This window comes from Streptomyces sp. NPDC051822, from assembly GCF_044452745.1.
Lineage (GTDB): Bacteria > Actinomycetota > Actinomycetes > Streptomycetales > Streptomycetaceae > Streptomyces.
The window spans coordinates 165205-189380 of sequence record NZ_JBITBZ010000001.1; the positions used below are offsets into that span (position 1 = coordinate 165205).

Consider the following 24176-nt stretch of genomic DNA (forward strand, 5'->3'; position numbering starts at 1 on the left):
AGCAGAGGTGTCTGCACACCCAACACTTCAAGGATGCCGGATGCTTCCCTCGAGCTTATAGCACGCACATTCGATTTCCGGTCTTGCCGAGACCGCTTCACCCGAACGAGTGGTGACAATCCCTGCTGCCACTAGGGTCGGCGCCATGATCGACCACGAGAGCGACCTCATTCAGGTCCGTGAAGCGACCGAAAGGCTGCTGACCGCGGCCGCCTCCCTGGACAACGCGGCGACGGCCGGGCCGTCACGGCTGCCCGGCTGGAGCCGGGGCCATGTGCTCGCCCACGTCGCCCGCAACGCCGACGCCCTGGTGAACGTCCTGCAGGGCCGCCCCATGTACGCCGACGCCGCCACCCGCGACGCGGACATCGAGCGCGACTCCGGCCGCCCGATCGGGAGCCACCTCGCCGACCTGCGCGAGACCGCCGACCGCTTCCAGGCCGTGGGGGCGGAGCCCGCCGACTGGAGCCGCACGGTCGAGCTCCGCAACGGCGTCACGGACAGCGCCTCCCGGATCCCCTTCCGACGCTGGGTCGAGGTGGACCTGCACCACGTCGACCTGGGCGTCGGCTACGAGCTGGAAGACCTGCCCGAGGAGTTCGTGACCCGCGAGATCGAGTTCCTCGCCGAGCGCTTCACCGGCCTGGAGAGCGTCCCGGAGACGGCCCTCTGGTCCGCCGACGGCCGGATCTGGACGACCGGCGGCACCACCGGTGGCGTCGTCGTCATGGGCCCGGCCCCCGAGCTGCTCGGCTGGCTCGCCGGCCGCCGCGACGGCACGGCCCTGGAGACCAAGGGCGGGCCCCTTCCGAAGCTTCCCGCGCTATAGCACCCCCGTCGGTGGGCGAAGCTAGGCTGATCCCATGACGTACAGCGGAGTGGTGAAGGTCGGCGGACCGGCGGACGTGCACGAGCTGACGGACCTGATGATCTCGAAGGTCGCGGTCGGCCCGATGTACAACAACGCGTATCTGCTGCGCTGCCGGGCCACCGGCGAACAGCTGCTGATCGACGCGGCCAACGACGCCGGCACGCTGCTCACGCTGATCGGTGACGACGGCATCAGGGCCGTCGTCACCACCCACCGCCACGGCGACCACTGGCAGGCGCTCGCCGAGGTGGTCGCCGCGACCGGCGCCGTGACGTACGCGGGCGCGTACGACGCGGAGGGCATCCCCGTCGCGACCGACGTGCCCGTCGAGGACGGCGACACGATCCGGGTGGGCCGGGTCGAGCTGACCGCGCGCCGCCTGGTCGGGCACACCCCCGGTTCCATCGCCCTCGTCTACGACGACCCGCACGGCCACCCCCACGTCTTCACCGGCGACTGCCTCTTCCCCGGCGGCGTGGGCAACACCTGGAAGGATCCCGAGGCCTTCGCGAGCCTGATCCACGACGTGGAGACCAAGCTGTTCGCGGTGCTCCCGGACGAGTCCTGGATCTATCCGGGCCACGGCAAGGACACCACGCTCGGTGACGAGCGCCCGTCCCTCGCGACGTGGCGCGAGCGCGGCTGGTGACCCCCGCGGCGGGCCGCCGGCGTCCTGCCGGCCAGGTCCGGCGCGCGGCTGAGCAGCCGCGCGCTTCCGCACGCCCCCGTAACCCGGACGGCGGCGGGGTAGTTGGCGCGACATGCGCCTCAGTGACTCTCCGTCGCCACCCAGAGCTCCCTCCATGGCCCGGATCGCCGCCGCCTCACTCGTCGGCACCGCCATCGAGTTCTTCGACTTCTTCGTCTACGGGACCGCCGCCGCCCTCGTCCTGGGGCCGCTGTTCTTCCCGACCTTCTCCCCGCTCGCCGGGACCCTCGCCGCCTTCGGCACCTTCGCCATCGGCTTCGTGTCCCGCCCGCTGGGCTCGGTCCTCTTCGGCCATGTCGGCGACCGGTACGGCCGGCGACCGGTCCTCTTCGCCTCGCTGCTCCTGACCGGCTGCGCCACGGTCGCGGTCGGCTGCGTCCCCACGTACGCGACGCTCGGCATCGCCGCCCCCGTGCTGCTGCTCGTCCTCCGCTTCCTCCAGGGCCTGGGGCTCGGCGGCGAGTGGGGCGGGGCGGTCCTGCTCACCGCCGAGCACGCCCCCGCCCACCGGCGCGCGCTGTGGTCGAGCTTCCCGCAGATCGGCCCGGCGATCGGCTTCCTCCTGGCGAACGGGGTGATGCTGGCGCTCACGGCGGGCCTGAGCGACGCCGAGTTCCGCTCCTGGGGCTGGCGGGTGCCGTTCTGGGCCGCGGGTCTGCTCGCGGCGGTGGGGCTGCTGCTGCGCTCCTCCCTCGCGGAGACCCCGGACTTCGAGGAGCTGTCCGCGTCCGGGAAGCGCGCGGGTGCGCCGCTGGCCGAGATCGCCCGCGACCACTGGCGGCTCGTCCTGCTGACGGCCGGGGCGCTCGCGGTCGGGTACGCCGTGTTCTACACGGTCTCCACCTGGGCCCTGGCCTACGGCACGAAGCACCTCGGGGTGAGCAGCACCGTGATGCTGACCTGCGTCATGGCGGCGGTGGCGATCAAGGGCGCGGCCACGCCCTTCGTGGCGCTGCTCGCCGACCGCTGGGGCCGCCGGCCGCTCTGCCTCGCGGGGTGCGCGGCGTCCGCGCTGTGGATGTTCCCGATGGTGGCCCTGCTGCACACCGCGCGGCCGTTCCTGATGTTCCTCGGCTTCCTGGGGGCGCTGCTCGCCTTCATCACGATGTTCGCGGTGGTCGCCGCGTACCTCCCGGAGCTGTACGAGCCCCGTGTCCGCTGTACGGGCGCCGCGGTCGGCTACAACCTCGCGGGCGTCCTCGGCGGCGCTCTGACCCCGCTGGTCGCGACCGCGCTCTCCGACGGGGGCTCCGGTCCGCCGTGGGGCGTCGCCGCCTATCTGACCCTGGTCGCCCTGGTCAGCCTGGGCTGCTTCGCCCTCCTCCCGGAGACCCTGCCGCAGCGCTCCGGGGAGCCCGCTCCCGCACCGGCCTCGGCCTGACTCCGGATCCGGGATCCAGGGTCAGGGACGCGAGAACGGCGACGGCCGGCCGGGGGGAACCCCGGCCGGCCGTCGCCGTGTGTGCCGCGTCAGGCGCCGATGCTGTCCTTCTCGGCGTCGTCGGCGTCGGCCACGCTCTCGGCGGCTTCCCGCTCCGCCTGCTTCTTGGAGGCGATGAGGCTGGTGATCGTGGTGATGACCAGGACACCGCAGATGACCGCGAGCGAGAACGGGATGGAGATCTCGGGGACGTGGACCCCGGACTCGTGCAGGGCGTGCAGCACGAGCTTCACGCCGATGAAGCCGAGGATCACCGACAGGCCGTAGCTGAGGTGGACCAGCTTCTTGAGCAGGCCGCCGATCAGGAAGTACAGCTGGCGCAGACCCATGAGGGCGAAGGCGTTGGCGGTGAAGACGATGTACGGGTCCTGGGTGAGGCCGAAGATCGCCGGGATGGAGTCGAGGGCGAAGAGGATGTCGGTGGTGCCGATGGCGAGCATGACGATCATGAGCGGGGTCATGATCCGCTTGCCGTTGCTCCGGATGAACAGCTTGGTGCCGTGGTACCGGTCGGCCACGCCGAACTTCTTCTCGACGCTCTTGAGGAGACGGTTCTCCTCGAACTCGTCCTCCTCGTCGTCGGAACGCGCCTCCTGGATGAGCTTCCAGGCGGTGTAGATCAGGAACGCGCCGAAGATGTAGAAGATCCAGGAGAAGTTGGCGATGACCGCCGCGCCGGCCGCGATGAAGATGGCGCGGAGCACCAGGGCGATCAGCACACCCACGAGCAGCACTCGCTGCTGCAGGTGGGACGGCACCGAGAACTTCGCCATGATCAGGACGAAGACGAAGAGGTTGTCGACGCTGAGCGACTTCTCGGTGATGTAGCCCGCGAAGAACTCCCCCGCCGCCTGGCTGTTGCCGAAGACCAGCAGGCCGATGCCGAAGAGGGCGGCGAGCACGATCCAGACGACCGTCCAGATTCCGGCTTCCTTGACCGACACGTCATGGGGCTTGCGCCCGATGAAGAAGTCGGCTCCGATCAGGGCGCCCAGACCGAGAATGGTCAGCACCCAGAGAGTCATTGAAACGTCCACTGCGCCTCCGGCGTCGTACGGCTACTTGATCAGCGTCGTCGCTGCCGGAGGTCTCTTCCACCCGAGCGACGGACGATCGCCGCCGGGCCGACGCCCCGGGATCGGATCGATGAGGATCCGTCCGTATTGACGGGTACGCCGCGCAATGGGGAGTACTCCCCTCCGCACCAAGAAGACTACCCGAAAGACCAAGAGAAGGTAAAGGGAAGGGTAAAGAGCCACCAAGACCGCAGGTCAGTGCCGGTTTACCGACGAGCGCCCGCCACCTGCGCGAGGACCTGCCGGAGCACCGCGCTGCCCGGCGGCAGGACCGGCGGCTCGTACGACCAGGCGTGGCCGACCCACGGATCGGCGAGGTGGTCGTCGGGCACGGGCGTGAGCCGGAGCAGCGACCGCCACAGCGGGTCGAGCAGCGGCCCGTACGCCGACGCGTCCTGCCGGTCCGCGACCATCAGCAGGTGCACACCGACCGACGGTCCCTCGTCGGCGAGGTACCGCAGCCGGGTGACCGCCCGGTCGTCGAAGCCGTGCGGGAAGTCGTGCACGAGCAGGAGCTGGCGTGCGGCGTCCAGACCGGGCGGCAGGGCGTCGGCCACGCCGCCCCTCAGCGCCATCTGCAGCAGGTCGACGCGCTCCGTGAGCTGTTCGAGGACCGCCGACACCCCGGCCGCGCCCCGGGCGGGCGGGGCCGCGAGGACACCCGACTCCACCAGCGGCGCGAGCGCGGCGGCGCCCGCGCCGGCCGCGTCGATCACATGGACGGCGAACTGGCCCGCCGGATGGGCCGCGAGCAGCCGGGCCGTGTGCGCGACCGCGCTGTCCAGGGCGAGCCGCCGCAGTTCGACCTCGTCGAGGAGCCCGGCCGCCTCGGAGCGCCCGCGCCCGCTGTCCACCCACAGCCCCCGCTCCAGCGGCAGCCGGACGAGCATCGGGATCCGCAGCTCCGACCGCTCGGGGAGGTGCAGGTCGCCGAGGCGGACGGCCATCGGCTCCTCCGCCGGGACGCGGTAGGCGTGCCAGACCGGGTTGTCCCAGCGGGCGAAGGCGGCGGGCAGGGCCGGTTCGACGACCGCGGACTCGGCCGCGAGCTGGGCGAGGTCCCGGTCGAGGACGGCCTGGGCCCGCTCCACCAGCTCGTCGTGCCGGGCGCGGGCGGCGGCCCGCGCGGAGTCGTTCGCGCCGCCGACCCGGGACCGGTAGTCCGAGAGCGTCTCGTCGAGCTCCCGGTCGAGCCGGGACTCCGCGAAGTCGCAGGCGCTCCGGTAGGCGGCGGCGGTCCTGGCGAGGTCCTCGAACATGCCCCACACCTGGTTGTACAGGCGCTCGTCCATGGACCAGCCCGAGGCGTCCCCCGCGACCGGCGCGGGCGGCGCCTGCCGGGGCTCGGACGCGGGTGCGGGTGCGGGGGTGGCGGCCCTGCGACGGGGGTGGGAGTAGTCGATGGGACCGCCGCCCGGAGCCGCACCGGACGTGGCCGGGGCGGGCGTACCGGCGGCCGGGGTCGGCGCGCCCGTGACGGGGGCGCCTGTGCCCGCGACGGGGGTGGGCGCGCCAGGGGCAGGCGTGACAGGCGCCGGCGTGACAGGTGCGGGCGTGACAGGTGCGGGCGTGCCGGTGGCCGTGTCCACCGACGTCACCGGCGCGGTGTGGCGTACGTGCTCCGCCTCGGGGACGCGCTGCGGCGGCGCGGCGACCGGGGCGGGACCGGGCGCGACCGTCTCCAGGATGGCCGCGGCCAGGTCGGCGGGGCTCTCCAGGCCCTGGTCGCCGAGCAGGGCGGCGAGCCCGCCGTCGTACCCCTGGCCCATGGCACGGACCTTCCAGGCGCCCTGGCGCCGGTACAGCTCCAGGGCGACGACGGCGGACTCGCTGTCGAGTCCGGTGATCGTGTAGCTGGCGATCTCTGCGCCGTCGTGACCGGCCACGGTGACGTGGGGGGCGGCGACGGCTCCGAAGCGGGCGGCTCCGGCGGCTCCGCGCGCGCCGGGCAGGGCCAGGAGGACCGACACCCGGTGGACGGCCCCGGGGACCGCCTCCAGGTCGACGGTGAGGCGGTGGTCCGCGGCGGCCTCACCCGGCACGGCGACGCCGTGCAGGGAGGGGGCGCCGGGGTGCGCGATCCATTCGGCGCCGGGGACCCGGCCCCGCTCGTCGCCGAGGGTGGCTCCGGCGAGGACGGGATGACCGGCCGACACCCGGATCTCGAGGCGGGTGTCGGGCAGGGGGTGGTTCTGCCCCCGGACCAGCTCGGCCGTCATCGACTCTGTCCCCTCAGCGTTTCCCGGTGCGGATCGACCGGATCGACATGTGTGACTCATGCGGGACAGCTCCCGGTGGCCTGACGCCTCCGGGAGCTGTGGGTGTGTGCCGCGCGGGCGCGACTACAGGTGCGGCAGGATCGCCGGCATCAGGTCCTGGAAGGTGCGCCCGTTGGCCGGGTTGCCCAGGGCGGTCATCTGCCAGCCGGCTCCGACCCGGTGCACCTTCGCCATGATCTGGGCGGTGTAGTTGCCGCCGCCGTCCAGGGTGTAGCGCGCGAGCTCCTGGCCGTTCGTCTCGTCGACGATCCGGCAGAAGGCGTTCTGCACCTCCTGGAACGTCTGACCGGTGAAGGAGTTCACGGTGAAGACGATCGTGTCGATGTGGACCGGGACCCGCTGGAGGTCGACGAGGACCGCCTCGTCGTCCCCGCCCTGGCCCGCGCCGCCGACGAGGTTGTCACCGGTGTGCTTGACCGAGCCGTCGTCGCTGACCAGGTGACGGAAGAAGACCACGTCGACGGGCTGCTTGTCGGCGAAGAGGACGGCCGAGGCGTCCAGGTCGATCTCCTGTGTGCGCTTGCCGAAGAGACCGCGGCGCGGTGCCGCCTGCCAGCCGAGTCCCATCCGTACCTGGGTGAGACTGCCCCCGCCCTGCTTCTCCAGGCTGATGGCCTGACCCTTGGTCATGTTGACCGTCACGCGCTTGCCCCTCTCGTTGCGTTCCCCGCCCCGCTGTCCGTGCGTGCGGTTGTCCAGCACCCTACGCAGGGGGACTGACAGCGCGGAGACGCGGTCCGGATTTGTGTCGGTCTTGCAACACACCGGACCGCGTCGGGTCAGGCGAGTCCCGCCTCCTTCATCTGGCGCAACTCCTTCTTCAGCTCTCCCACTTCGTCGCGGAGCCGGGCCGCCACCTCGAACTGCAGCTCGGCCGCGGCGGCGCGCATCCGGTCGGTCATCTCCTCGATGATCGCGGCGAGTTCCGTGGCGGGCCGGTCGCCGAGCTCCACGGTGGAACCGGCCTTGCCCTTGCCCCTGGCCTTGACTCCGTGCGCGGCGAGCGCGGGCACGGGGGCCTTGGCGCCCTTGCCCTCCTTGCCCTGGCGGTACCCGGAGCCGAGGAGTTCCTCGGTGTCGATCTCCTCGCGCGCGATGGTCGCGACGATGTCGTTGATCTTCTTGCGCAGCGGCTGCGGGTCGATGCCGCGCTCCGTGTTGTACGCGATCTGCTTCTCGCGGCGCCGGTTGGTCTCGTCGATGGCCTGCTCCATCGCCGGGGTGATCCGGTCCGCGTACATGTGGACCTGGCCCGAGACGTTTCGGGCGGCACGGCCGATCGTCTGGATCAGGGAGGTGCCGGAGCGCAGGAAGCCCTGCTTGTCGGCGTCGAGGATGGCCACGAGGGACACCTCGGGGAGGTCGAGGCCCTCCCGGAGGAGGTTGATGCCCACGAGGACGTCGTACTCGCCGGCGCGCAGTTCGCGAAGGAGCTCGATGCGGCGCAGGGTGTCGACGTCGCTGTGCAGGTAGCGCACCTGGATGCCGAGCTCCAGGAAGTAGTCGGTGAGGTCCTCGGCCATCTTCTTGGTGAGGGTGGTGACGAGGACCCGCTCGTCCCGCTCGGTGCGCAGCCGGATCTCGTGGACCAGGTCGTCGATCTGGCCCTCGGTGGGCTTGACGACGACCTCGGGGTCGACGAGGCCGGTGGGGCGGATGATCTGCTCGACGAAGCCGTCGCCGCGGGACAGCTCGTACGTCCCCGGGGTCGCGGAGAGGTAGACGGTCTGGCCGATCCGCTCCTGGAACTCCTCCCACTTCAGCGGGCGGTTGTCGAGGGCGGAGGGGAGCCGGAAGCCGTGGTCGACGAGGGTCCGCTTGCGGGAGGCGTCGCCCTCGTACATGGCGCCGATCTGCGGCACGGTGACGTGCGACTCGTCGATGACGAGGAGGAAGTCCTCGGGGAAGTAGTCGAGGAGGGTGTTGGGCGCGGAGCCGGGCTCGCGGCCGTCGAAGTGCATCGAGTAGTTCTCGATGCCGGAGCACGAGCCGATCTGGCGCATCATCTCCAGGTCGTACGTGGTGCGCATGCGCAGGCGCTGGGACTCCAGGTGCTTGCCCTGCTTGTCGAGCTCGGCGAGACGGCCCTCCAGCTCACGCTCGATGTCGTTGACCGCGCGCTCCATGCGCTCGGGGCCCGCGACGTAGTGGCTGGCGGGGAACACGTACAGCTCGCGGTCCTCGCTGATGACCTCGCCGGTGAGCGGGTGCAGGGTGGAGAGGGCCTCGATCTCGTCGCCGAACATCTCGATGCGGACGGCGAGCTCCTCGTACACCGGGAAGATCTCGATGGTGTCCCCGCGGACCCGGAAGGTGCCGCGGGTGAACGCCAGGTCGTTGCGCGTGTACTGGATGTCGACGAAGCGGCGCAGGAGCTGGTCACGGTCGACCTCCTCGCCGACCTTCAGCGGGACCATCCGGTCCACGTACTCCTGGGGCGTGCCGAGGCCGTAGATGCAGGAGACGGAGGCGACCACGATGACGTCCCTGCGGGTGAGCAGGGAGTTCGTCGCGGAGTGGCGCAGCCGCTCCACCTCCTCGTTGATCGAGGAGTCCTTCTCGATGTACGTGTCCGACTGCGGCACGTACGCCTCGGGCTGGTAGTAGTCGTAGTACGAGACGAAGTACTCCACCGCGTTGTTCGGCAGGAGCTCGCGGAACTCGTTCGCCAGCTGGGCGGCCAGCGTCTTGTTCGGCGCCATCACCAGGGTGGGGCGCTGGAGCTTCTCGATCATCCAGGCGGTGGTGGCCGACTTTCCGGTGCCGGTGGCACCGAGGAGCACGACGTCCTTCTCGCCCGCGCGGACGCGCCGCTCGAGGTCGGCGATGGCCGTGGGCTGGTCGCCGCTGGGCTGGTAGGAGCTGACGACCTCGAAGGGCGCCACCGAACGTTCGATCTTGGAAACGGGCCGCATGCAACCACCGTACGACCCGGCACTGACACTCGGGCGGTGATCACCAGTCCTGGGAGCGGTGACCACCCCTGGCGGCGGTCTTGCGGGCGGCACGGCCTGCGGGCCTGGAGCTCCAGTTGGCGGGTTCGCCGTAGGACGGGACGTGCCGCGGGGCGGGGACGCCGGGCCGGTGCGGGGCACGGGCCGCGGCCCCCTGCCAGTCCGGGTCCCCCATCACGAGCAGCGGGTCGAACATGACGACGACGGCGGCGAGGATGAGGAAGACCGCCGGGCCGATCAGCATCGGCAGCAGGAGCGAGGTGGCGGTGTCGCCGGTGCCGACGGCGGGCTCGGTGCCGTGCAGATGGACGCTGACCGCCGACATGGCCGTGTAGTGCATACCACTGACGGCGACGCCCATCACCAGGCTGGCACCCAGACTGGCCAGAAAGCCATGTACGGAGACGGCCGCCCAGAGGGCCGTGGTGGCGGCCACGACGGCGATGACCACGGAGAGCGCGACGGTGAGCGTGTCGTACTCGATACGCCCCTGGAGGCGCATACCGGCCATCCCGAGGTAGTGCATGGTGGCCACCCCGAGGCCGGTGATGGTGCCGCCGGTGACGAGGGTGAGGGCGGTGGCCCCGCGGTACCCCACGATGAAGATGCCGATGCCGACCATGAGCACGGCGACGCCCAGACTGGCGAAGGTGAGGGGGCGGTCGTAGTTGATGGGCGCGTGCTGGACGGAGAAGCCCATCATGGCGATGAAGTGCATCGTCCAGATGCCGGTGCCGATCGAGGTGGCGCCGAGGGCCAGCCAGCCCGCCTTGAAGCTGTCGTGATGGCGGAGCGATCTGGTGGTGCAGCGGAGGCCGAGGGCGCCGCCCAGGCACGCCATGAGAAAGGCCGCCACCGGCGTGACGAGCCCGTAGCTGAATCCGTCGACCGTGCCCTGCATGAGCGTGTGCCCTCCACCCCTGGTGCCACGTCGTCCGAAAACAGTCGGTACCGCTGGGTAGTACTACCGGGCGAGATTATGGCCCGCCAGGGGTCCCGCGACCACGTGACCGGGGAATTGGCGTTCGCGAGACCGGAGCGAGACCGGTCCGTGATCTTGGCGGGCCCGGCGTGCCCGGTGCGCTCGGGGGGCCGAGACTGCTCGGAAGGCTCGGAGCGCTCGGAGCGCCGGTCACGTTGTCAGTGGCGGGCCGTACCGTGGTCGGCATGGACATCGAAGTGGGGCCGACGGGCGGCCGGCGGGCCGTCCCGGCGGAGTGGACGGTCATGGAGAGCGCCCTCGGGCCGCTCTTCCTCGCCGCGACCGAGCGGGGGCTCGTGCGGGTGGAGTTCCACGCCGACGCGGCACGGCTCGAGCGGATGCTCGACCGGCTCGCGGGGCAGCTCGGCGCGGAGCCGGTCGAGCGCGCCTCGGGCCTGCTCGCCGGCGCGATAAGCGGCCTCGACCGGTACTTCGCGGGCGAGCCGGGCGATGTCGACGTGCCTCTGGACTGGAGCCTGACGGCGGGGTTCAACCGGCAGGTGCTTCGCGAGCTGGCCGACGGTGTCCCGTACGGCACGGTCGTGGGGTACGGGGAGCTGGCGCGGCGCGTGGGTCAGCCGGGGGCGGCTCAGGCGGTCGGGGCGGCGATGGGCTCCAATCCGCTGCCGGTGGTGGTGCCGTGCCACCGCGTGGTGGAGAGCGACGGCGGGCTCGGCGGCTTCGGGGGCGGCCTGGAGACCAAGCGCCGGTTGCTGGCCCTTGAGGGCGTGCTGCCCGCACCGCTCTTCTGAGGCGAAGGGGTCTCCGGGTCGGAGCGGTCGGGGCGGTCGGTCGGTCTCCCGTCGCAGGCGGAGCCGCTTCTCCGACGTGCCGGCGGGCGTTCCCCTCAGGTGGAGCGACTGGCACACTCAGGTAAGTGACCAGCGCCCCCGATGCCCCTGACGCTGCCCCGCCCGGGCACATACCCGCGGCCCAGGCCGTCACCGACACCGAGCTGCCCGCGCTCCGCCGGCGGATCCAGGCCGTGCTCATCGCCACCCAGATCCTCGGGGGCCTGGGCATCGCCACCGGCGTCGCGCTGTCCGCCGTCCTGGCCAAGGACGTCAGCGGCTCGGAGGCACTGTCCGGCCTGGCGTCGACGGCGACGGTGGCGGGTCCCGCCCTGCTCGCCATGCCGCTGGCCGCCCTGATGGCCTCGCGGGGACGCCGGGCGGGACTCGTCCTCGCGTACCTGATCGGGGCGCTCGGGGCCGGGGTGGCGGTGCTCGGCGCGGTCGTCGGGAGCTTCCCGCTGCTGCTCGTCGGGCTCGTCGGCTTCGGTGCCGGATCCTCGGCCAACCTCGCGGCGCGCTTCGCCGCCGCGGACCTGGCCGCGCCCGAACGCAGGGCACGGGCCATCTCCACGGTGGTCTGGGCGACCACGATCGGGGCGGTACTCGGCCCGAACATCGCCGCGCCTGCCGGCGAGAGCGTCGCCGGCCTGGGGATACCCGCCACCGCGGGCCCCTTCGTCTGGGCGGCCGGGGTGTTCGTGATCGCGGCGCTCGTGGTGGCCCTGCTGCTGCGCCCCGACCCGCTCCTCACCGCCCGCGAGCTGGCCGAGACCGGGGCGGACGAGACGGCGGAGGGACGTTCGCTCCGGGCCGGGATGCGGGTGGTACGGGAGTCCCCGCGGGCCCGTCTCGCCCTGGTCACCGTCGCCGGCTCGCACACCGCGATGGTGTCGATCATGTCGATGACCCCGGTGGCCCTCACCCATCACGGCGCGGACATCCAGCTGATCGGGCTCGTGATCAGCGGGCACATCGCGGGCATGTACGCCTTCTCACCCCTCATGGGCTGGCTGTCGGACCGGCTGGGGCGGCTCTCGGTGATCGGGCTCGCGGTCGGACTCATCGGTGTGGCCGCGCTCGTCGCGGGCACGGCGGGACCCAGCCACGGCCGGATCGCCCTGGGGCTGTTCGTCCTCGGCCTGGGGTGGTCGGCGGGTCTGGTGTCCGGCTCGGCGCTGCTCACGGACTCGGTGCCGCAGGCGGCGCGGGCGGCGGTGCAGGGACTCTCCGACTTCATCATGAACACCGCGGCAGGCGTCGGCGGCCTCGCGGCGGGCCTGATCGTCGCGAAGGCGGGCTACGGGCCGCTGAACGCGATCGCCGCGTGCCTGCTGCTGCCGATGGCCGCGCTCGCGCTCCGCGGCTCGCTCCGCAAGGCCTGACCGCCCGAGGACCCGACGCCCGAAGACCTGACACCGCGCCCGAAGACCCGAAGAGCTGGCGCCGCAAGGTCAGCCCTGGTGGGGCACCGCCGGGGAGGACGCCCCGCCCGCCAGCCGGCGCGGGGCGCCCGTGCCGTCGGCGGGTACGGACCAGACCTCTCCCCCGTATCCGTACGCGAGGGTCGCCCGGTCCGTCCACAGCGCCTGGTCGTCGATGCCGCGCCGCTCGGCGACCGCGTGTTCGCGCCCGGTCCCCAGCTCGTACACGTACAGCCGCCACGGCTCGCGCGGACCGTCGGACACCTTCTTCTTGAAGGCGATCCGGGTTCCGTCCGGGGAGAGCGACGGGCATTCGACGTTCTCCCGCAGGGTTCTGGCCGACCAGTTCCGCATGTCGCCCTCGACGAGGTGGGTGCGGCCGGCCGTCGAGACGGTGGCGTAGAAGCGGTTGTCGTCCGCGGCGAAGCTGACACCCCAGTAGTTGACGTCGGGGGCGTGGTGGCGGCTGCCGCCGAGGGTGAGGGGGATCTGCTCCATGTTCTTCACCAGGTAGCCGGTGCGCAGATCGAGGATGGAGGTGCGGGTGGAGAAGGACGAGCGCGCGTAGGAGTCGCCGGTCGCGAACATCGTCCAGGACAGCATGTTCCCCGAGGCCGAGACCCGGGCCCGGCTGGGGATGCCCGGCAGGCCGATGCGCCGCACCTCGCGCAGCCTCCGGTCGAGCACGAGGGCGTACGAGCGGGCCGGTACGCCCGGCCTGCGCTGGAGGCAGAGGGCGGTCCCGCCGGCCGCGTGGAAGCGGTCGCAGGAGGGGCCGCCCACCACCCGGCCGCCGGGCGCGGACGGGTCCAGGCGCGCGACGCGGCCGGTCGCGGTGTCCCGGGCGTAGAGCGCGCCGGTGACCCCGTCGAGGGTGAAGCCGGGGTCGGCGGCGCCGGTGGTCGCGGCCTCCCGGCCTGAGGCCGCGCTCAGGGTGTAGGCGGTGGCTCCGCCGCCGAGCAGCAGGAGGGCGAGGACGAGGATCCACACGCGCGTGCGGGTGGACGGGCGGGCACCGGTCGGGACGGGCATGGGTCAGTCGGTCCTCTCGGAGGGCTCGGGGACGGCGGCGGCCGCCGAGGGCCTCGGGGCCCTGCCGTCCGCGGGGGTGTCGGGCAGCAGGCGCGCGGCGCAGCAGAGGGCTGCCGTGAGGGCCAGGAGCGCCGCCACGAGCGCGGTCCCGGGTCCGCTCGCGGTCCAGACGGCGCCGAACGCGACGGCGGCCCCCACCCGGGCGAGCGCCTGGGCGGTCTGGACGAGCGCGAGGCCGCCTGCCTGCCGCCCCTCGGCGAGGAAGGGGCCGGTCAGGGCCATCAGGACGCCGTCGGTGGCGGCGTAGAAGACGCCGAGCAGGACGAGGACGCTCAGGAGGACCGCCGTGTCGGGCAGCGGGGCCAGGAGCAGCCCGTAGGCGAGGAGCAGGGCCACGTGCCCGTACAGGAACGGTGCGCGCCGCCCGATCCGGTCGGCGAGGCGTCCGGCGGGGACCGCGAGCAGCAGGAAGACGCCGGCGGCGGCGAGGGGCAGGAACGGGAACCAGACGGCGTCGAAGGCGAGCCGCCGCTGGAGCAGCAGGTAGAGGAAGGAGTCGCCGACGGTGGCGGCGCCGAGGAGTCCGGCGCAGAGCACGATCCGTCGGTACGCGGGCGAGCGCGGTCCGGCGAGAAGCCCGCCACGCGCGCGTGGCGCCGCCGGTTCGGCGGCCGGCTTCGTCGAAACCCCTCCCGGCCCCTCCCGCGTCCGTCCGGGGACGAGCAGCACCCACAGCAGGACGCCGAACGCCCCCACGCAGAAGCTGACGGCGAAGACGGCGTCGTACGCGTCGGCCGTCGCCCACAGCAGGGCGAAGGCGGCCAGGGGCCCGAGGAGGGCGCCGACGGTGTCCATGGCGCGGTGGGTGCCGAAGGCGCGGCCCAGGTCCTCAGGGGGGCTGTGCAGCGTGATCAGGGCGTCGCGCGGGGCCGTGCGGACGCCCTTGCCGAGCCGGTCGGCGGCGATGGCGGTGGCGATCCAGCCCGCCGCGCCGCCCGCCAGGAGGAGGCCGAGCCGTGAGCAGGCGGACAGGGCGTAGCCGAGGCCGCCGATCTGTTTGTGGCGGCCGCCCCGGTCGGCGGCGGTGCCGCCGAGGAGCCGTACGAGCGCGGTGGCGCCGGTGGAGAGGCCGTCGAGCAGCCCGAACTGGAGCGGGGAGAGGCCGAGTCCGAGGACCAGGTAGAGCGGCAGGACGGCAGTCACCATCTCCGAGGACACGTCGGTGACCAGGCTGACCGCGCCCAGGGCGAGGACGGTGCCGGGGACGCGCCGCCGGACCCCCGAGGGGGTGGGCGGCGCGCCGCGGCGACCGGTGGTCGCGAGGTACATCAGTGGCAGGTGTAGGTCGGGCCGGTGTCCTTGACCAGGTTGTCGACGCCGACGTACTGCCAGGTGTACGTCGTGTCGGTGAAGTCCAGTTTCAGGACGCCGTACGGACCGCTGATCCGCTTCTGGCTGTTGGGCTGGACCGTCTCGATCGCGTACGGCTCGGCGCCGCCCATGCCTCCGACGATCTCGACGATGCCGTCGGCGGCGGCCTGTCCGCTCGGGTTCTGCCGGGCGAACCGCTCGTAGTGGTGGTCGTGGCCGTTGAGCACCAGGTCGGCCTTCGCCCCGTAGAGGATCTGCCACACGGGCTTGGAGACGGGGTCGTTGCCGTGGCCGCCGGAGGAGTACAGCGGGTGGTGGAAGTAGGCGGCGACGCAGCCCTTGGTGTTCCGCGCGAGGTCGTCCTTGAGCCACTGGATCTGCGCGGCGTCGTCGAAGGAGTTGGAGTCGAGGGCGATGAAGTGCCAGTTGCCCTGGTCGTAGCTGTAGTAGGGCTTGCCCTGGGGGTAGGCGATGGCGCCGAAGTACGACTTGTAGCCGGCGAACGCGCCGGCCGGGTCGTAGGACTCGTGGTTGCCGGGCACGGGCCGGGTCTGCGCCTTGAAGGCGCCCCACGTCTTGTCGTAGTAGTTGCGGAAGTCGGAGAGCCGGGCGTCGTCGTACTGGTTGTCGCCCATCGTCAGGTAGAAGGACGGCGCGATCCGCTGGGCGAGGGCGGCGGTCTTGGGGTGGGCGCAGGAGCTGCTGGACGCCGTGCACTGGGCGGCGATGTCGCCGGCCGCGACGACGGTGAAGGCGCCGGTGGGCGGGGGCGTGGTCCCGGCGGTGCCGTAGACCTCGACCGTGTAGAGCGAGTAGCCGTACGGGGTGCCGCGGGCGGTCCCGTACACGCGCAGGTAGCGGCCGGTCCCGGTGAGCCCGGTCCAGTCGTCCGTGCCGCCGTTGCCCGCGGTCTCGGTGGCGAGGCCGGTCCAGGTGGTGCCGTCGGCGGAGATCTCGACGCGGTACGCCTTGGCGTAGGCGACCTCCCAGACGAGCTTGACGCGGGAGACGGTGGCGGAGGGGCCGAGGTCGACCCGGATCCACTGCGGGTCGATGCCTTCGGCGCTGGCCCAGCGGGTGGTGGAGACGCCGTCGAAGGCCTTCTCCGGGCCGAACGTGCTGTCCTCGACGGATGAGGACGTGGCCGGCCGGCCCTGGGAGATCAGGACGTCGACGGCGGCTCCCGCCCGGTCCGGCAGGGCGAGCAGGAGTCCGCCGACGAGCATGAGCACGGCGGTGAGGACGAGGGGAAGTCGGTGGGGGACGGTGGGGCGAGGTGGGGCGGAGGCGTTCAGGCGCATACCTGGGCTCCCTGGCCTGGGGGACGGCGAGAGCTGGACACCGGTGCGGCGCACCACGGGCCGCCGCGGACGCGGACCGGTTCGCCCGCGCCCCGGGACATGGGGCACGGGCGGCCGGCCGTGGCGATTCGGGGCGCCACGCGGTGGGGTGGTGCTCGGCGGCCGGGTCAGAGCTCTCACTGAGCGCGTCACGCCCTGGGGAGGGTCGCCGCGCCAAGCCGCTGCCCCGGGATGCTAGTCGACAGTAAGGTTTCCTACCAGACCTTCGGTGCCACGGATTCCGGCACTCCGGAACCGCGCGGCACCCAGGACCCGAGGGGCTTCAGAGGCTGATGTGGTACGCCTTGCGCAGGGTCTCGTGCACTGTCCAGGTCGTGCGGTCGCCCTCGCGCAGCACACAGGCGTCGCCCGGCCCGATCTCCAGGGTTGCGCCGCCCTCGACGGCGACGGTGGCCCGGCCGGAGACCACCACGAAGAGCTCGTCGGCCTCGGTGTCGGTGACGACGCCGGGCGTGATCTGCCAGATGCCGCGCAGCTGCTTGCCGTCGGCCGACTCCCACAGCACCTTGCCCGTGACCTCCGGCGTGCCGGAGACGATCTGGCCGGGATCGAGCGGCTCCGTCTCGAGGTCCGCGTCCGGGATGTGCACGGCGAAGGAGGGCTGGTCATGTGTCGTCATGGGCGGTGACTGTAGCGGTGGCCCACGGGCGCCCCGAGGCCGGGACCGGCTGGACGAAAGCCCTCCGTTTCCCCTCCCACCAGGCACGATGCCCGTATCCCTCGACGACGACGAAATCCGTACCGGCCCTTCCTCCCGGCGTACGGCGGGCGGCGCGCCCGTCCGGGCGACCGCCCCGGGCACCCCGTGACGGATTCCGAAGGCACGGTTTTCCGTGTGGCCGGTGCTCGCCGACGAGGTTTGCGGGGCGGGTGGTCGCGCCAGGAATGGGACATGTCCACACAGGTGTCCGAAGAGGTACGGGAGGCGCTCCGCGAGGGGCGTCCCGTCGTCGCGCTGGAGTCGACGATCATCGCCCACGGCCTGCCGCGCCCGCGCAACCTCGCCGTGGCCCTGGAGCTGGAGGAGCTGGTACGGGCCGGGGGCGCCGTCCCCGCTACCGTCGCCGTGGTCGAAGGGACGGCCAGGGTCGGCCTGGACCGGGCGGCCCTGACCCGGATCGCCGAGGACCCGGCCGTGCGCAAGCTCGGGCACCGCGACCTCGCCCCGGCCCTGGCGACAGGCGCGACCGGAGCGACGACGGTGTCGGCGACGGCCTGGCTCGCGGACGCGGCGGGCCTACGGGTGTTCGCGACCGGCGGGCTCGGCGGCGTGCACCGCGGATGGACCGAGACCCAGGACGAGTCCGCCGACCTGCGGCTGCTCGCCCGGGTCGGGATCACCGTCGTCTGTGCCGGGGTCAAGTCGATCCTCGACGTGCCCGCGACGCTCCAGCGCCTGGAGACCCTGGGGGTGACGGTCGTCGGGTACGGCACGGAGCACTTCCCCGGCTTCTACCTCTCCTCCTCCGGCGAGACCGTGGACTGGACCCTGCGCACGCCGGAGGAGGTGGCCGCGGTGATACGGGCGCAGGACCGGCTCGGCGGGCCCCGGGCGGCGCTCGTCGTCGGCAACCCGGTACCGGTGACGGAGCAGTTGGATCCCGCACTGCACGACCGGGTGCTCGCGGGAGGCCTGGCGGCGGCGAAGGAGAAGGGGATCACGGGGCAGGGGGTGACACCGTTCCTGCTCGAATACCTGACGGTGCACACCGAAGGGGCGTCGCTGGAGGCCAATCTGGCGGCGGTACGGGGCAATGTGCGGCTCGCGGCGAGCATCGCCGGAGCGTACGGCGCGGCGGCGGCACCCGGCGCGGCGGCGCCCGGCGCGGGCGGCCGGTGAGCCGGACGGCGGGTGCGCTGCTCGTCGTCGGGGACGTCGTCACCGACGTCATCGCCCGGCACCGGACCCCGCTCGCCCCGGCCACGGACACGGCGGCGGAGATCCGCACCCTCCCGGGCGGCGCGGGAGCCAACGCGGCCTGCTGGGCGGCGCGTTCCGGTCGCCGTGAGGTGCGGCTCCTCGGCCGGGTGGGCACGGACGCGGCGGACTGGCACGAGCGGGCCCTGCGGCACGCGGGCGTGCGCCCCTTGCTCGTACCGGACCCGGAGGCGGCGACGGCCACGGTGATCGCGCTCGTGGACTCCTCGGCGGAGCGCACCTTCCTCACCGACAGCGGCGCCGCCCTGCGCCTCTCCCCCGGCGACTGGTCCGCCGCCCTGCTCGACGGCGTGGCCCGGCTGCATCTGTCCGGCTATCTGTTCTTCGCCGCGCCGAGCCGCGAGACGGCGCGGCGGGCGCTGCGGGACGCGCGGGAAGCGGGGGTTCCGGTGAGCGTGGACCCGGCCTCTGCGGGGTTCCTGACGGAGCTGGGGGTCGACCGGTTCCTGACGGCGGCGGAGGGCGCCGAGGTCCTGCTGCCCAATGCCGACGAGGCCCGTTCGCTCACCGGCCGCGGTGAACCGGATTCGGCGGCCGCCGAGTTGAGCCGCCGGTTCCCGCTGGTGGTGGTCACCCTCGGGGCGGCGGGCGCACTGGTCGCCGAGGGCGGCGCGGTCACCGCGCGGGTGGCGGCGCCCCGGGTGCGGCCGGTGGACTCGACCGGCGCGGGTGACGCCTTCACCGGGGCGTTCCTGGCGGCGCGGCTCGCGGGCGCGGATCCTGCGCGGGCGGCGGAGGCGGGCTGCCGCGCGGGCGCGGAGGCGGTCACCGTGGTGGGCGGCCGCCCACCTGGCCTCCAGCGCCCCCCGACGGCCCTCGCGGCCGGCGCCTGACGCCGCTGTCCCGGCCTACCGGCTTCGGGCCCACCGGCGTCCGAACCTACGAGCCGAGCCCCGTCCAGGCCGGGTGGCGGGGGTCGTCGGCGCGGACGACGGCGTCGGCGGTCCCGGTGGGGCCGACCTCCGTCTCATACCGGGCGAAGGCGGGGAGAGTCCAGGTCTCCTCGGTACGCCGGGCCAGGGCGGCGGCCGAGAGCCGCAGATGCACGGTGAGGTCGAAGGGGAACCAGTGGCCCAGCAGGAAGGGCCCGTGCAGCACGAGGACCCCGCCCGGCGGCAGGGTGACGTACGGGCTGCGGGTCGCGCGGTCCCGCACCGGGTCCCACAGGTCGGGCAGCACGCGCCCGGTGCCGCCGGGTTCCAGGGGAGCGAAGACCTCCCGCCACAGGGCCTTGATGTCGGTCCACCCGTCGTAGTACGCGTCGGGGTCCCGCTTCCCGTACTCGTACCGGAGGGAGGCGGGCCGCAGGAAGCCGCCGGTCCCCACGACGTGGACGGAGCGCCCGCGCGTCCGCAGCTGCTCGGCGAGCAGGGCGGCGAGTTCGCCGCCGGGTGCGGCGGGCGGCCCGTCGATGCCGACCTTGAGCCAGTCGCCGCCGTCGCCGGGGGTGGCCGCGTCGACGTGCCCGGCGAGGGTCGCCGCCAGCCGTTCCCAGGTGATCGCCTCGTATCGCATCCCGCTCATCCCGCTCGTCACCGGTCAGGTCACAGGTCACGGCTTGACCTTGTCACTGGCGTCACTGTTTCACCATCGGATTCATGGACACCACCACACCCACCAGGGTCGTCGTCGTCACCGGCGCGGGCACCGGCATCGGCCGGGCCACCGCCCGCGCCTTCGCCGGGCAGGGGGCGACGGTCGTCGCCGTCGGCCGCAGGAAGGAGCCACTGCGGGAGACCGCCGAGGGGTATCCGGGGATCCGTCCGTGCGTCGCCGACGTCACGGCGGAGGGCGCGGCCGAGGAGATCGTCCGCACCGCGCTCACCGATCACGGCCGACTCGATGTGCTCGTCAACAACGCGGGCGTCGCCGCGGGCGGCCCGCTCGGCACCCTCGACCGTTCCGTGATCACCCCGCTCCTCGAAACCAACCTCGTCGCCCCGGTCCTGCTCACCCAGGCCGCCGTCCCCGCCCTCCGAGCCTCCCGGGGCGTGGTGGTGAACGTGACGACGACGATCGGCCGGCGCGGCTGGCCCGCCAACTCCTTCTACCCCGCCACCAAGAGCGCCCTGGAGACCCTGACCCGCTGCTGGGCGGTGGAGCTCGCGCCCGACGGCGTCCGGGTGGTGGCGGTCGCCCCCGGCGCGATCGAGACACCGATCGCGGACCACATGGGCCTCTCCCCCGAGCAGTTGAAGGCGGTGCGCGCGTGGCAGCTCGCGCACACCCCGCTCGGCCGGATCGGCAGGCCCGAGGAGGTCGCCTGGGCGATCACCTCGCTCGCCGCGCCGGACGCCGGCTTCCTGACCGGCACGGTCCTGCCCGTCGACGGGGGCGCGCTGGTCGCGTGATACGACTGCGTGCGGAGGTGGCGCCCTTGCGCATCGGTGAACTGGCCCGGCGGACAGGGGTGTCGCCCCGCGCCCTGCGCCACTACGAGACGGCGGGGCTGATCTCCTCGACCCGTGCGGCCAACGGCTACCGGGTGTACGGGGAGGGCGCGGTGGTCCGGGTGTCGAACATCCGGTACCTGCTTGACGCGGGGCTCACCCTCGACGACGTGTCCGCGTTCCGGGCCTGTCTCGACGGGGACATGCCGTCGACCCCGCCGTCCGCCCACGGCCTGGAGATCGCCCGCGAGCGGCTGGCCGTCCTCGACGCGCGGATCGCGGCGCAGACAGCGGCCCGGGACCGCCTGGCGCGCTCCCTGGCCGCGGAGTCGGAACAGCGGATCAGCTGACCCCGGCGACCGGTGTCAGAGGCTCCCCCGCGGCCGGCCCCGTCCGTTCGAGGGTGGCGCGGCCCGATCCGAACGCCTCGGCGAGCGTCAGCTCTCCGCCGGCGAGGGCCCGGCAGGTCGCCGCGTCGGTGCTCAGTCGCGCGTCGGCCACCGCCGCCGTACCGGCCCCGTACACCCCGTCCCCGTACGCGACGCTCCCGTCGTCCCCGACCCGTACGTGGAACTCGCCCTCGTCCAGGGCCACCTGGACGACGCCCGCGCCGAGCTCGGCGAGCACCCCGAGCAGCGGGATCGCGTACCAGTGGGCACGGACCGCGTCGGTGGGCCGCGGCTCGCCCAGGTCCGGCGCTCCCCAGGCGGCGAGCGTGCGGAGCACGGGCAGCAGGTCGCGGCCGCGCGCGGTGAGCTCGTACACGAACGACGAGGCGGGTGCGGGCAGTCGGCGGCGGGTGACGAGCTCGGCGGCCTCCATGTCCTTGAGCCGCCCGGCGAGCATGTCCGTGCTGACGCCAGGGAGGTCGGCGTGGAGGTCGGTGTAGCGGCGCGGCCCGGCGAGGAGTTCACGGACGACGAGCAGGGTCCAGCGGTCCCCGACCAGGTCGAGGGCGCGCGCGGCGGCGCAGTGCTGGTCGTAACTGCGGCGGCGTGGCTGACGTGGCATGCGACGCAGTCTAGACAAGTTGTTGGACTTTCCAAGCTCGAACTTGGTAAAACCAAGCAACACTGATTCCGGGGACTTGGGGAGGTCGGACATGGAGTTCCGGCAGTCGAGCAAGCTGAGCGAGGTCTGTTACGAGATCCGGGGCCCGGTCATCGAACACGCCAACGCGCTGGAGGAGGCGGGCCACAGCGTCCTGCGCCTCAACACCGGGAACCCGGCCCTCTTCGGCTTCGAGGCGCCCGAGGAGATCGTCCAGGACATGATCCGGATGCTCCCCAAGGCCCACGGGTACACCGACTCCCGCGGCATCCTCTCCGCCCGGCGCGCGGTGGCCCAGCGCTACCAGGCCATGGGTCTGCCGGACGTGGACGTCGACGACGTCTTCCTCGGCAACGGCGTGTCCGAGCTGATCTCCATGGCCGTCCAGGCCCTCCTGGAGGACGGTGACGAGGTCCTGGTACCCGCCCCGGACTACCCCCTGTGGACGGCGGTGATCACGCTCGCGGGCGGCAAGCCGGTGCACTACCTGTGCGACGAGTCCGCCGACTGGTATCCCGACCTCGACGACATGGCGTCGAAGATCACCGACCGCACCAAGGCCATCGTCGTCATCAACCCGAACAACCCCACGGGCGCCGTCTACCCGAAGGAGGTCCTGGACGGCATCTTCGAACTCGCCCGCCGCCACGGCCTGATGGTCTTCGCCGACGAGATCTACGACCAGATCGTCTACGACGACGCCGTCCACCACCCGGCCGCCTCCCTCGCCCCCGACCTGGTCGTCCTCACCTTCGGCGGGCTCTCCAAGACGTACCGGGTCGCGGGCTTCCGCTCCGGCTGGCTGGTCGTCACCGGCCCCAAACAGCACGCCAGGAACTACCTGGAGGGCCTCACCATGCTGGCCTCCATGCGGCTCTGCCCCAACGCGCCCGCCCAGTACGCCATCCAGGCCGCACTCGGCGGCCGGCAGTCGATCGACGAACTGACCGCCCCGGGCGGCCGGCTGCGCGAACAGCGCGACCGGGCCTGGGAGAAGCTCAACGAGATCCCGGGCGTCTCCTGCGTGAAGCCGAAGGGGGCGCTCTACGCCTTCCCGCGCCTCGACCCCGCCGTGCACAAGATCCACGACGACGAGAAGTTCGTCCTCGACCTGCTCCTGCGCGAGAAGATCCAGGTCGTCCAGGGGACGGGCTTCAACTGGCCGCGCCCGGACCACTTCCGCATCCTGACCCTGCCGTACGTCGACGACCTCGACGCCGCGATCAGCCGCATCGGCCGCTTCCTGAGCGGCTACCGCCAGTGACGTCCCGCCCCTCGGCTGTCATGATCTACAGGTCCGAGATCTGAGGGAGACGGAGGGGCGAGCGGTCGTGGATGTGGCGTTGATAGCGGTGGCGGGAACCCTGTTGGGCGTCGTCGCCACGCACTGGTTCCAGAGGCGGACCACCGAGCGCACCGCCTCGCTCGCCCGGACCGAACAGCTCCGCCAGGAGCGGATCGCGACCTACAGCGCCTACGCGGGCGCGGTCGTCGACTACCGGCACAGCCAGAACGACCGCTGGTTCCGGGCGATGAAGGAACCCGGTTCCGAGGAGGCGGAGGAGTCCCGCCACGCCTCCTACCGGCGGCGTACCGCCGCCCGACAGGCACTCTTCCGCGTCCAGTTGGTCTGCGACGACCCGCAGGTCCGCCGACTGGCGGAGGCCGCCTTCGAGGAGGCCCACTGCATGCACGAGGCGGAGGGGGAGGCGGAGCGCGCCCGCCGCTCCGCACAGGCGAAGGAGGCGCTCGCCGTGTTCATCGCCGCCGCCGCACCCGGCGTCCGCTGACCGGGGAGGGGGACATGGACCTCGTCGCACCCGTCGTCGTCGAACCCCTCAGGCGCCCCCGCTGCTCGGAATGCCGGCAGGGGCCGCTGGAGCGGATGATCGTCGAGTTCGACGCGCCCGTCTGTCTGGACTGCGCCGACCTCGGGCATCTCGTCTTCCTGCGCCGGGGCGACACGGCCCTCACCCGGCGTGCCCGGGAGGCGAGCACCCTCTGGGCCGTCGTCGTACGGCACAACCGGCGCCGTACGCGGTACGAACGTCAGGGCCTCCTCGTCGAGGAGGCGGCGCTCGCCGCGGCGGAACGCGCCTGCCTCGCGGACGCGGAGGCACGGGCGAGACGGCGGGCCAGGGACTCGGTACGGCGGGCGGCGCGGGACGCCGAGATCACCGAGGTCCTCCGGGCGGAGGTCCTGCGGCTCTTCCCCTCCATCCCGGCGGACCGGGCCACGGAGGTCGCCGTGCACGCCTCGGCGAAGGGCAGCGGGCGGGTGGGGCGCACGGCCGCGGGCCGCTCGCTCGACCGCGGCGCCGTCACTGCCGCGGTGCGCGCCTCCGTACGCCATGTCGACACACCGTACGACTCGCTGCTGATGGCGGGGGTGCCTCGGCACCAGGCCCGGACGAGGGTCGCACCCGCCATCGAGGCGGTGCTCCGGGCCTGGCGTCGCGGCGGTGAGGACGCCCACGGCCGGGGAGACGGCTGACGGCTCGGGTGT

Annotated in this window: 23 protein-coding genes; 12 read left to right on the forward strand and 11 right to left on the reverse strand. The window is 72.9% G+C overall.

Going from position 1 to position 24176, the window contains the following annotated elements; translation table 11 throughout:
- Positions 1-145 precede the first annotated feature (145 nt).
- From ACIA8N_RS00770 to ACIA8N_RS00780, 3 genes are all read left to right on the forward strand, one after another.
- Positions 146-829 (forward strand): maleylpyruvate isomerase family mycothiol-dependent enzyme, encoded by a 684-nt coding sequence (locus tag ACIA8N_RS00770; protein ID WP_365782444.1) that lies wholly within the window; start codon positions 146-148, stop codon positions 827-829.
- 34 nt (positions 830-863) lie between these two features.
- Entirely contained in the window at positions 864-1520 is a 657-nt protein-coding gene (locus ACIA8N_RS00775) for an MBL fold metallo-hydrolase (RefSeq protein ID WP_365782446.1), read from the forward strand.
- A gap of 154 nt (positions 1521-1674) precedes the next feature.
- Positions 1675-2961 carry an MFS transporter gene (locus ACIA8N_RS00780; RefSeq protein ID WP_365782448.1) on the forward strand — a complete coding sequence of 429 codons (1287 nt, stop codon included), beginning with the start codon at positions 1675-1677 and terminating at the stop codon, positions 2959-2961.
- Positions 2962-3050: 89 nt separating this feature from the next.
- Here ACIA8N_RS00780 and ACIA8N_RS00785 read toward each other — a convergent pair whose 3' ends face one another.
- The 5 genes from ACIA8N_RS00785 to ACIA8N_RS00805 all read right to left on the reverse strand — a co-directional run bounded on the left by ACIA8N_RS00785 (position 3051) and on the right by ACIA8N_RS00805 (position 10231).
- Entirely contained in the window at positions 3051-4058 is a 1008-nt protein-coding gene (locus tag ACIA8N_RS00785; RefSeq protein ID WP_030547113.1) for a TerC family protein, read from the reverse strand.
- Between the two features lie 245 nt (positions 4059-4303).
- Positions 4304-6316 carry a TerD family protein gene (locus ACIA8N_RS00790; protein WP_365785419.1) on the reverse strand — a complete coding sequence of 671 codons (2013 nt, stop codon included), beginning with the start codon at positions 6314-6316 and terminating at the stop codon, positions 4304-4306.
- Positions 6317-6439: 123 nt separating this feature from the next.
- Positions 6440-7018, reverse strand: coding sequence for a TerD family protein (locus ACIA8N_RS00795; protein ID WP_365785417.1), 579 nt, complete (start codon positions 7016-7018; stop codon positions 6440-6442).
- Positions 7019-7155: 137 nt separating this feature from the next.
- A complete protein-coding gene (gene uvrB / locus ACIA8N_RS00800) occupies positions 7156-9291 on the reverse strand; it encodes an excinuclease ABC subunit UvrB (protein ID WP_365785415.1) in 2136 nt (711 codons plus the stop codon).
- A gap of 40 nt (positions 9292-9331) precedes the next feature.
- Complete coding sequence (locus ACIA8N_RS00805) at positions 9332-10231, reverse strand: MHYT domain-containing protein (RefSeq protein ID WP_365785413.1); 900 nt, start codon at positions 10229-10231, stop codon at positions 9332-9334.
- A gap of 266 nt (positions 10232-10497) precedes the next feature.
- On the opposite strand from ACIA8N_RS00805, the gene ACIA8N_RS00810 reads away from it, so the two are divergent.
- Both ACIA8N_RS00810 and ACIA8N_RS00815 read left to right on the forward strand, forming a co-directional pair.
- The gene (locus ACIA8N_RS00810) at positions 10498-11064 is read left to right on the forward strand and encodes a methylated-DNA--[protein]-cysteine S-methyltransferase (protein WP_365785411.1); all 567 of its coding nucleotides are present in this window, start codon (positions 10498-10500) and stop codon (positions 11062-11064) included.
- A gap of 125 nt (positions 11065-11189) precedes the next feature.
- Entirely contained in the window at positions 11190-12488 is a 1299-nt protein-coding gene (locus ACIA8N_RS00815) for an MFS transporter (protein WP_399415395.1), read from the forward strand.
- A gap of 69 nt (positions 12489-12557) precedes the next feature.
- Here ACIA8N_RS00815 and ACIA8N_RS00820 read toward each other — a convergent pair whose 3' ends face one another.
- From ACIA8N_RS00820 to ACIA8N_RS00835, 4 genes are all read right to left on the reverse strand, one after another.
- On the reverse strand, positions 12558-13559 hold the full coding sequence (locus tag ACIA8N_RS00820) for a hypothetical protein (RefSeq protein ID WP_365785409.1): 1002 nt from the start codon (positions 13557-13559) through the stop codon (positions 12558-12560).
- A 3-nt stretch (positions 13560-13562) separates the two neighbouring features.
- A complete protein-coding gene (locus ACIA8N_RS00825) occupies positions 13563-14888 on the reverse strand; it encodes an MFS transporter (RefSeq protein WP_365785407.1) in 1326 nt (441 codons plus the stop codon).
- A complete protein-coding gene (locus ACIA8N_RS00830; RefSeq protein WP_365785405.1) occupies positions 14888-16231 on the reverse strand; it encodes a discoidin domain-containing protein in 1344 nt (447 codons plus the stop codon). The genes ACIA8N_RS00825 and ACIA8N_RS00830 overlap by 1 nt, the downstream gene beginning before the upstream one ends.
- Before the next feature lie 322 nt (positions 16232-16553).
- Positions 16554-16910 (reverse strand): cupin domain-containing protein, encoded by a 357-nt coding sequence (locus ACIA8N_RS00835; protein ID WP_365785403.1) that lies wholly within the window; start codon positions 16908-16910, stop codon positions 16554-16556.
- A 273-nt stretch (positions 16911-17183) separates the two neighbouring features.
- On the opposite strand from ACIA8N_RS00835, the gene ACIA8N_RS00840 reads away from it, so the two are divergent.
- Together ACIA8N_RS00840 and ACIA8N_RS00845 are read left to right on the forward strand one after the other, a co-directional pair.
- Positions 17184-18131 (forward strand): pseudouridine-5'-phosphate glycosidase, encoded by a 948-nt coding sequence (locus tag ACIA8N_RS00840; protein ID WP_365785401.1) that lies wholly within the window; start codon positions 17184-17186, stop codon positions 18129-18131.
- On the forward strand, positions 18128-19063 hold the full coding sequence (locus ACIA8N_RS00845; RefSeq protein WP_365785399.1) for a PfkB family carbohydrate kinase: 936 nt from the start codon (positions 18128-18130) through the stop codon (positions 19061-19063). The genes ACIA8N_RS00840 and ACIA8N_RS00845 overlap by 4 nt, the downstream gene beginning before the upstream one ends.
- A 46-nt stretch (positions 19064-19109) precedes the next feature.
- On the opposite strand, the gene ACIA8N_RS00850 is transcribed toward ACIA8N_RS00845, so the two are convergent.
- Positions 19110-19745, reverse strand: a complete 636-nt coding sequence (locus tag ACIA8N_RS00850) for a uridine kinase (RefSeq protein ID WP_365785423.1) — start codon at positions 19743-19745, stop codon at positions 19110-19112.
- Between the two features lie 83 nt (positions 19746-19828).
- Between ACIA8N_RS00850 and ACIA8N_RS00855 the strand changes: the two genes are divergently transcribed.
- Together ACIA8N_RS00855 and ACIA8N_RS00860 are read left to right on the forward strand one after the other, a co-directional pair.
- Positions 19829-20581 carry an SDR family oxidoreductase gene (locus ACIA8N_RS00855; protein ID WP_365785397.1) on the forward strand — a complete coding sequence of 251 codons (753 nt, stop codon included), beginning with the start codon at positions 19829-19831 and terminating at the stop codon, positions 20579-20581.
- 26 nt (positions 20582-20607) lie between these two features.
- Positions 20608-20970, forward strand: coding sequence for a MerR family transcriptional regulator (locus ACIA8N_RS00860; RefSeq protein WP_365785395.1), 363 nt, complete (start codon positions 20608-20610; stop codon positions 20968-20970).
- Here the strand turns inward: ACIA8N_RS00860 and ACIA8N_RS00865 are convergent.
- Positions 20963-21631 carry a helix-turn-helix domain-containing protein gene (locus tag ACIA8N_RS00865; protein ID WP_365785393.1) on the reverse strand — a complete coding sequence of 223 codons (669 nt, stop codon included), beginning with the start codon at positions 21629-21631 and terminating at the stop codon, positions 20963-20965. The genes ACIA8N_RS00860 and ACIA8N_RS00865 overlap by 8 nt on opposite strands.
- 91 nt (positions 21632-21722) lie before the next feature.
- On the opposite strand from ACIA8N_RS00865, the gene ACIA8N_RS00870 reads away from it, so the two are divergent.
- The 3 genes from ACIA8N_RS00870 to ACIA8N_RS00880 all read left to right on the forward strand — a co-directional run bounded on the left by ACIA8N_RS00870 (position 21723) and on the right by ACIA8N_RS00880 (position 24164).
- Positions 21723-22934 (forward strand): pyridoxal phosphate-dependent aminotransferase, encoded by a 1212-nt coding sequence (locus tag ACIA8N_RS00870; RefSeq protein WP_365785391.1) that lies wholly within the window; start codon positions 21723-21725, stop codon positions 22932-22934.
- Between the two features lie 67 nt (positions 22935-23001).
- Positions 23002-23460: a hypothetical protein gene (locus tag ACIA8N_RS00875; RefSeq protein WP_365785389.1), complete on the forward strand. Its 459-nt coding sequence runs from the start codon at positions 23002-23004 to the stop codon at positions 23458-23460.
- Positions 23461-23474: 14 nt separating this feature from the next.
- Positions 23475-24164: a DUF2293 domain-containing protein gene (locus tag ACIA8N_RS00880; RefSeq protein WP_365785387.1), complete on the forward strand. Its 690-nt coding sequence runs from the start codon at positions 23475-23477 to the stop codon at positions 24162-24164.
- The last annotated feature ends 12 nt before the right edge of the window (positions 24165-24176 follow it).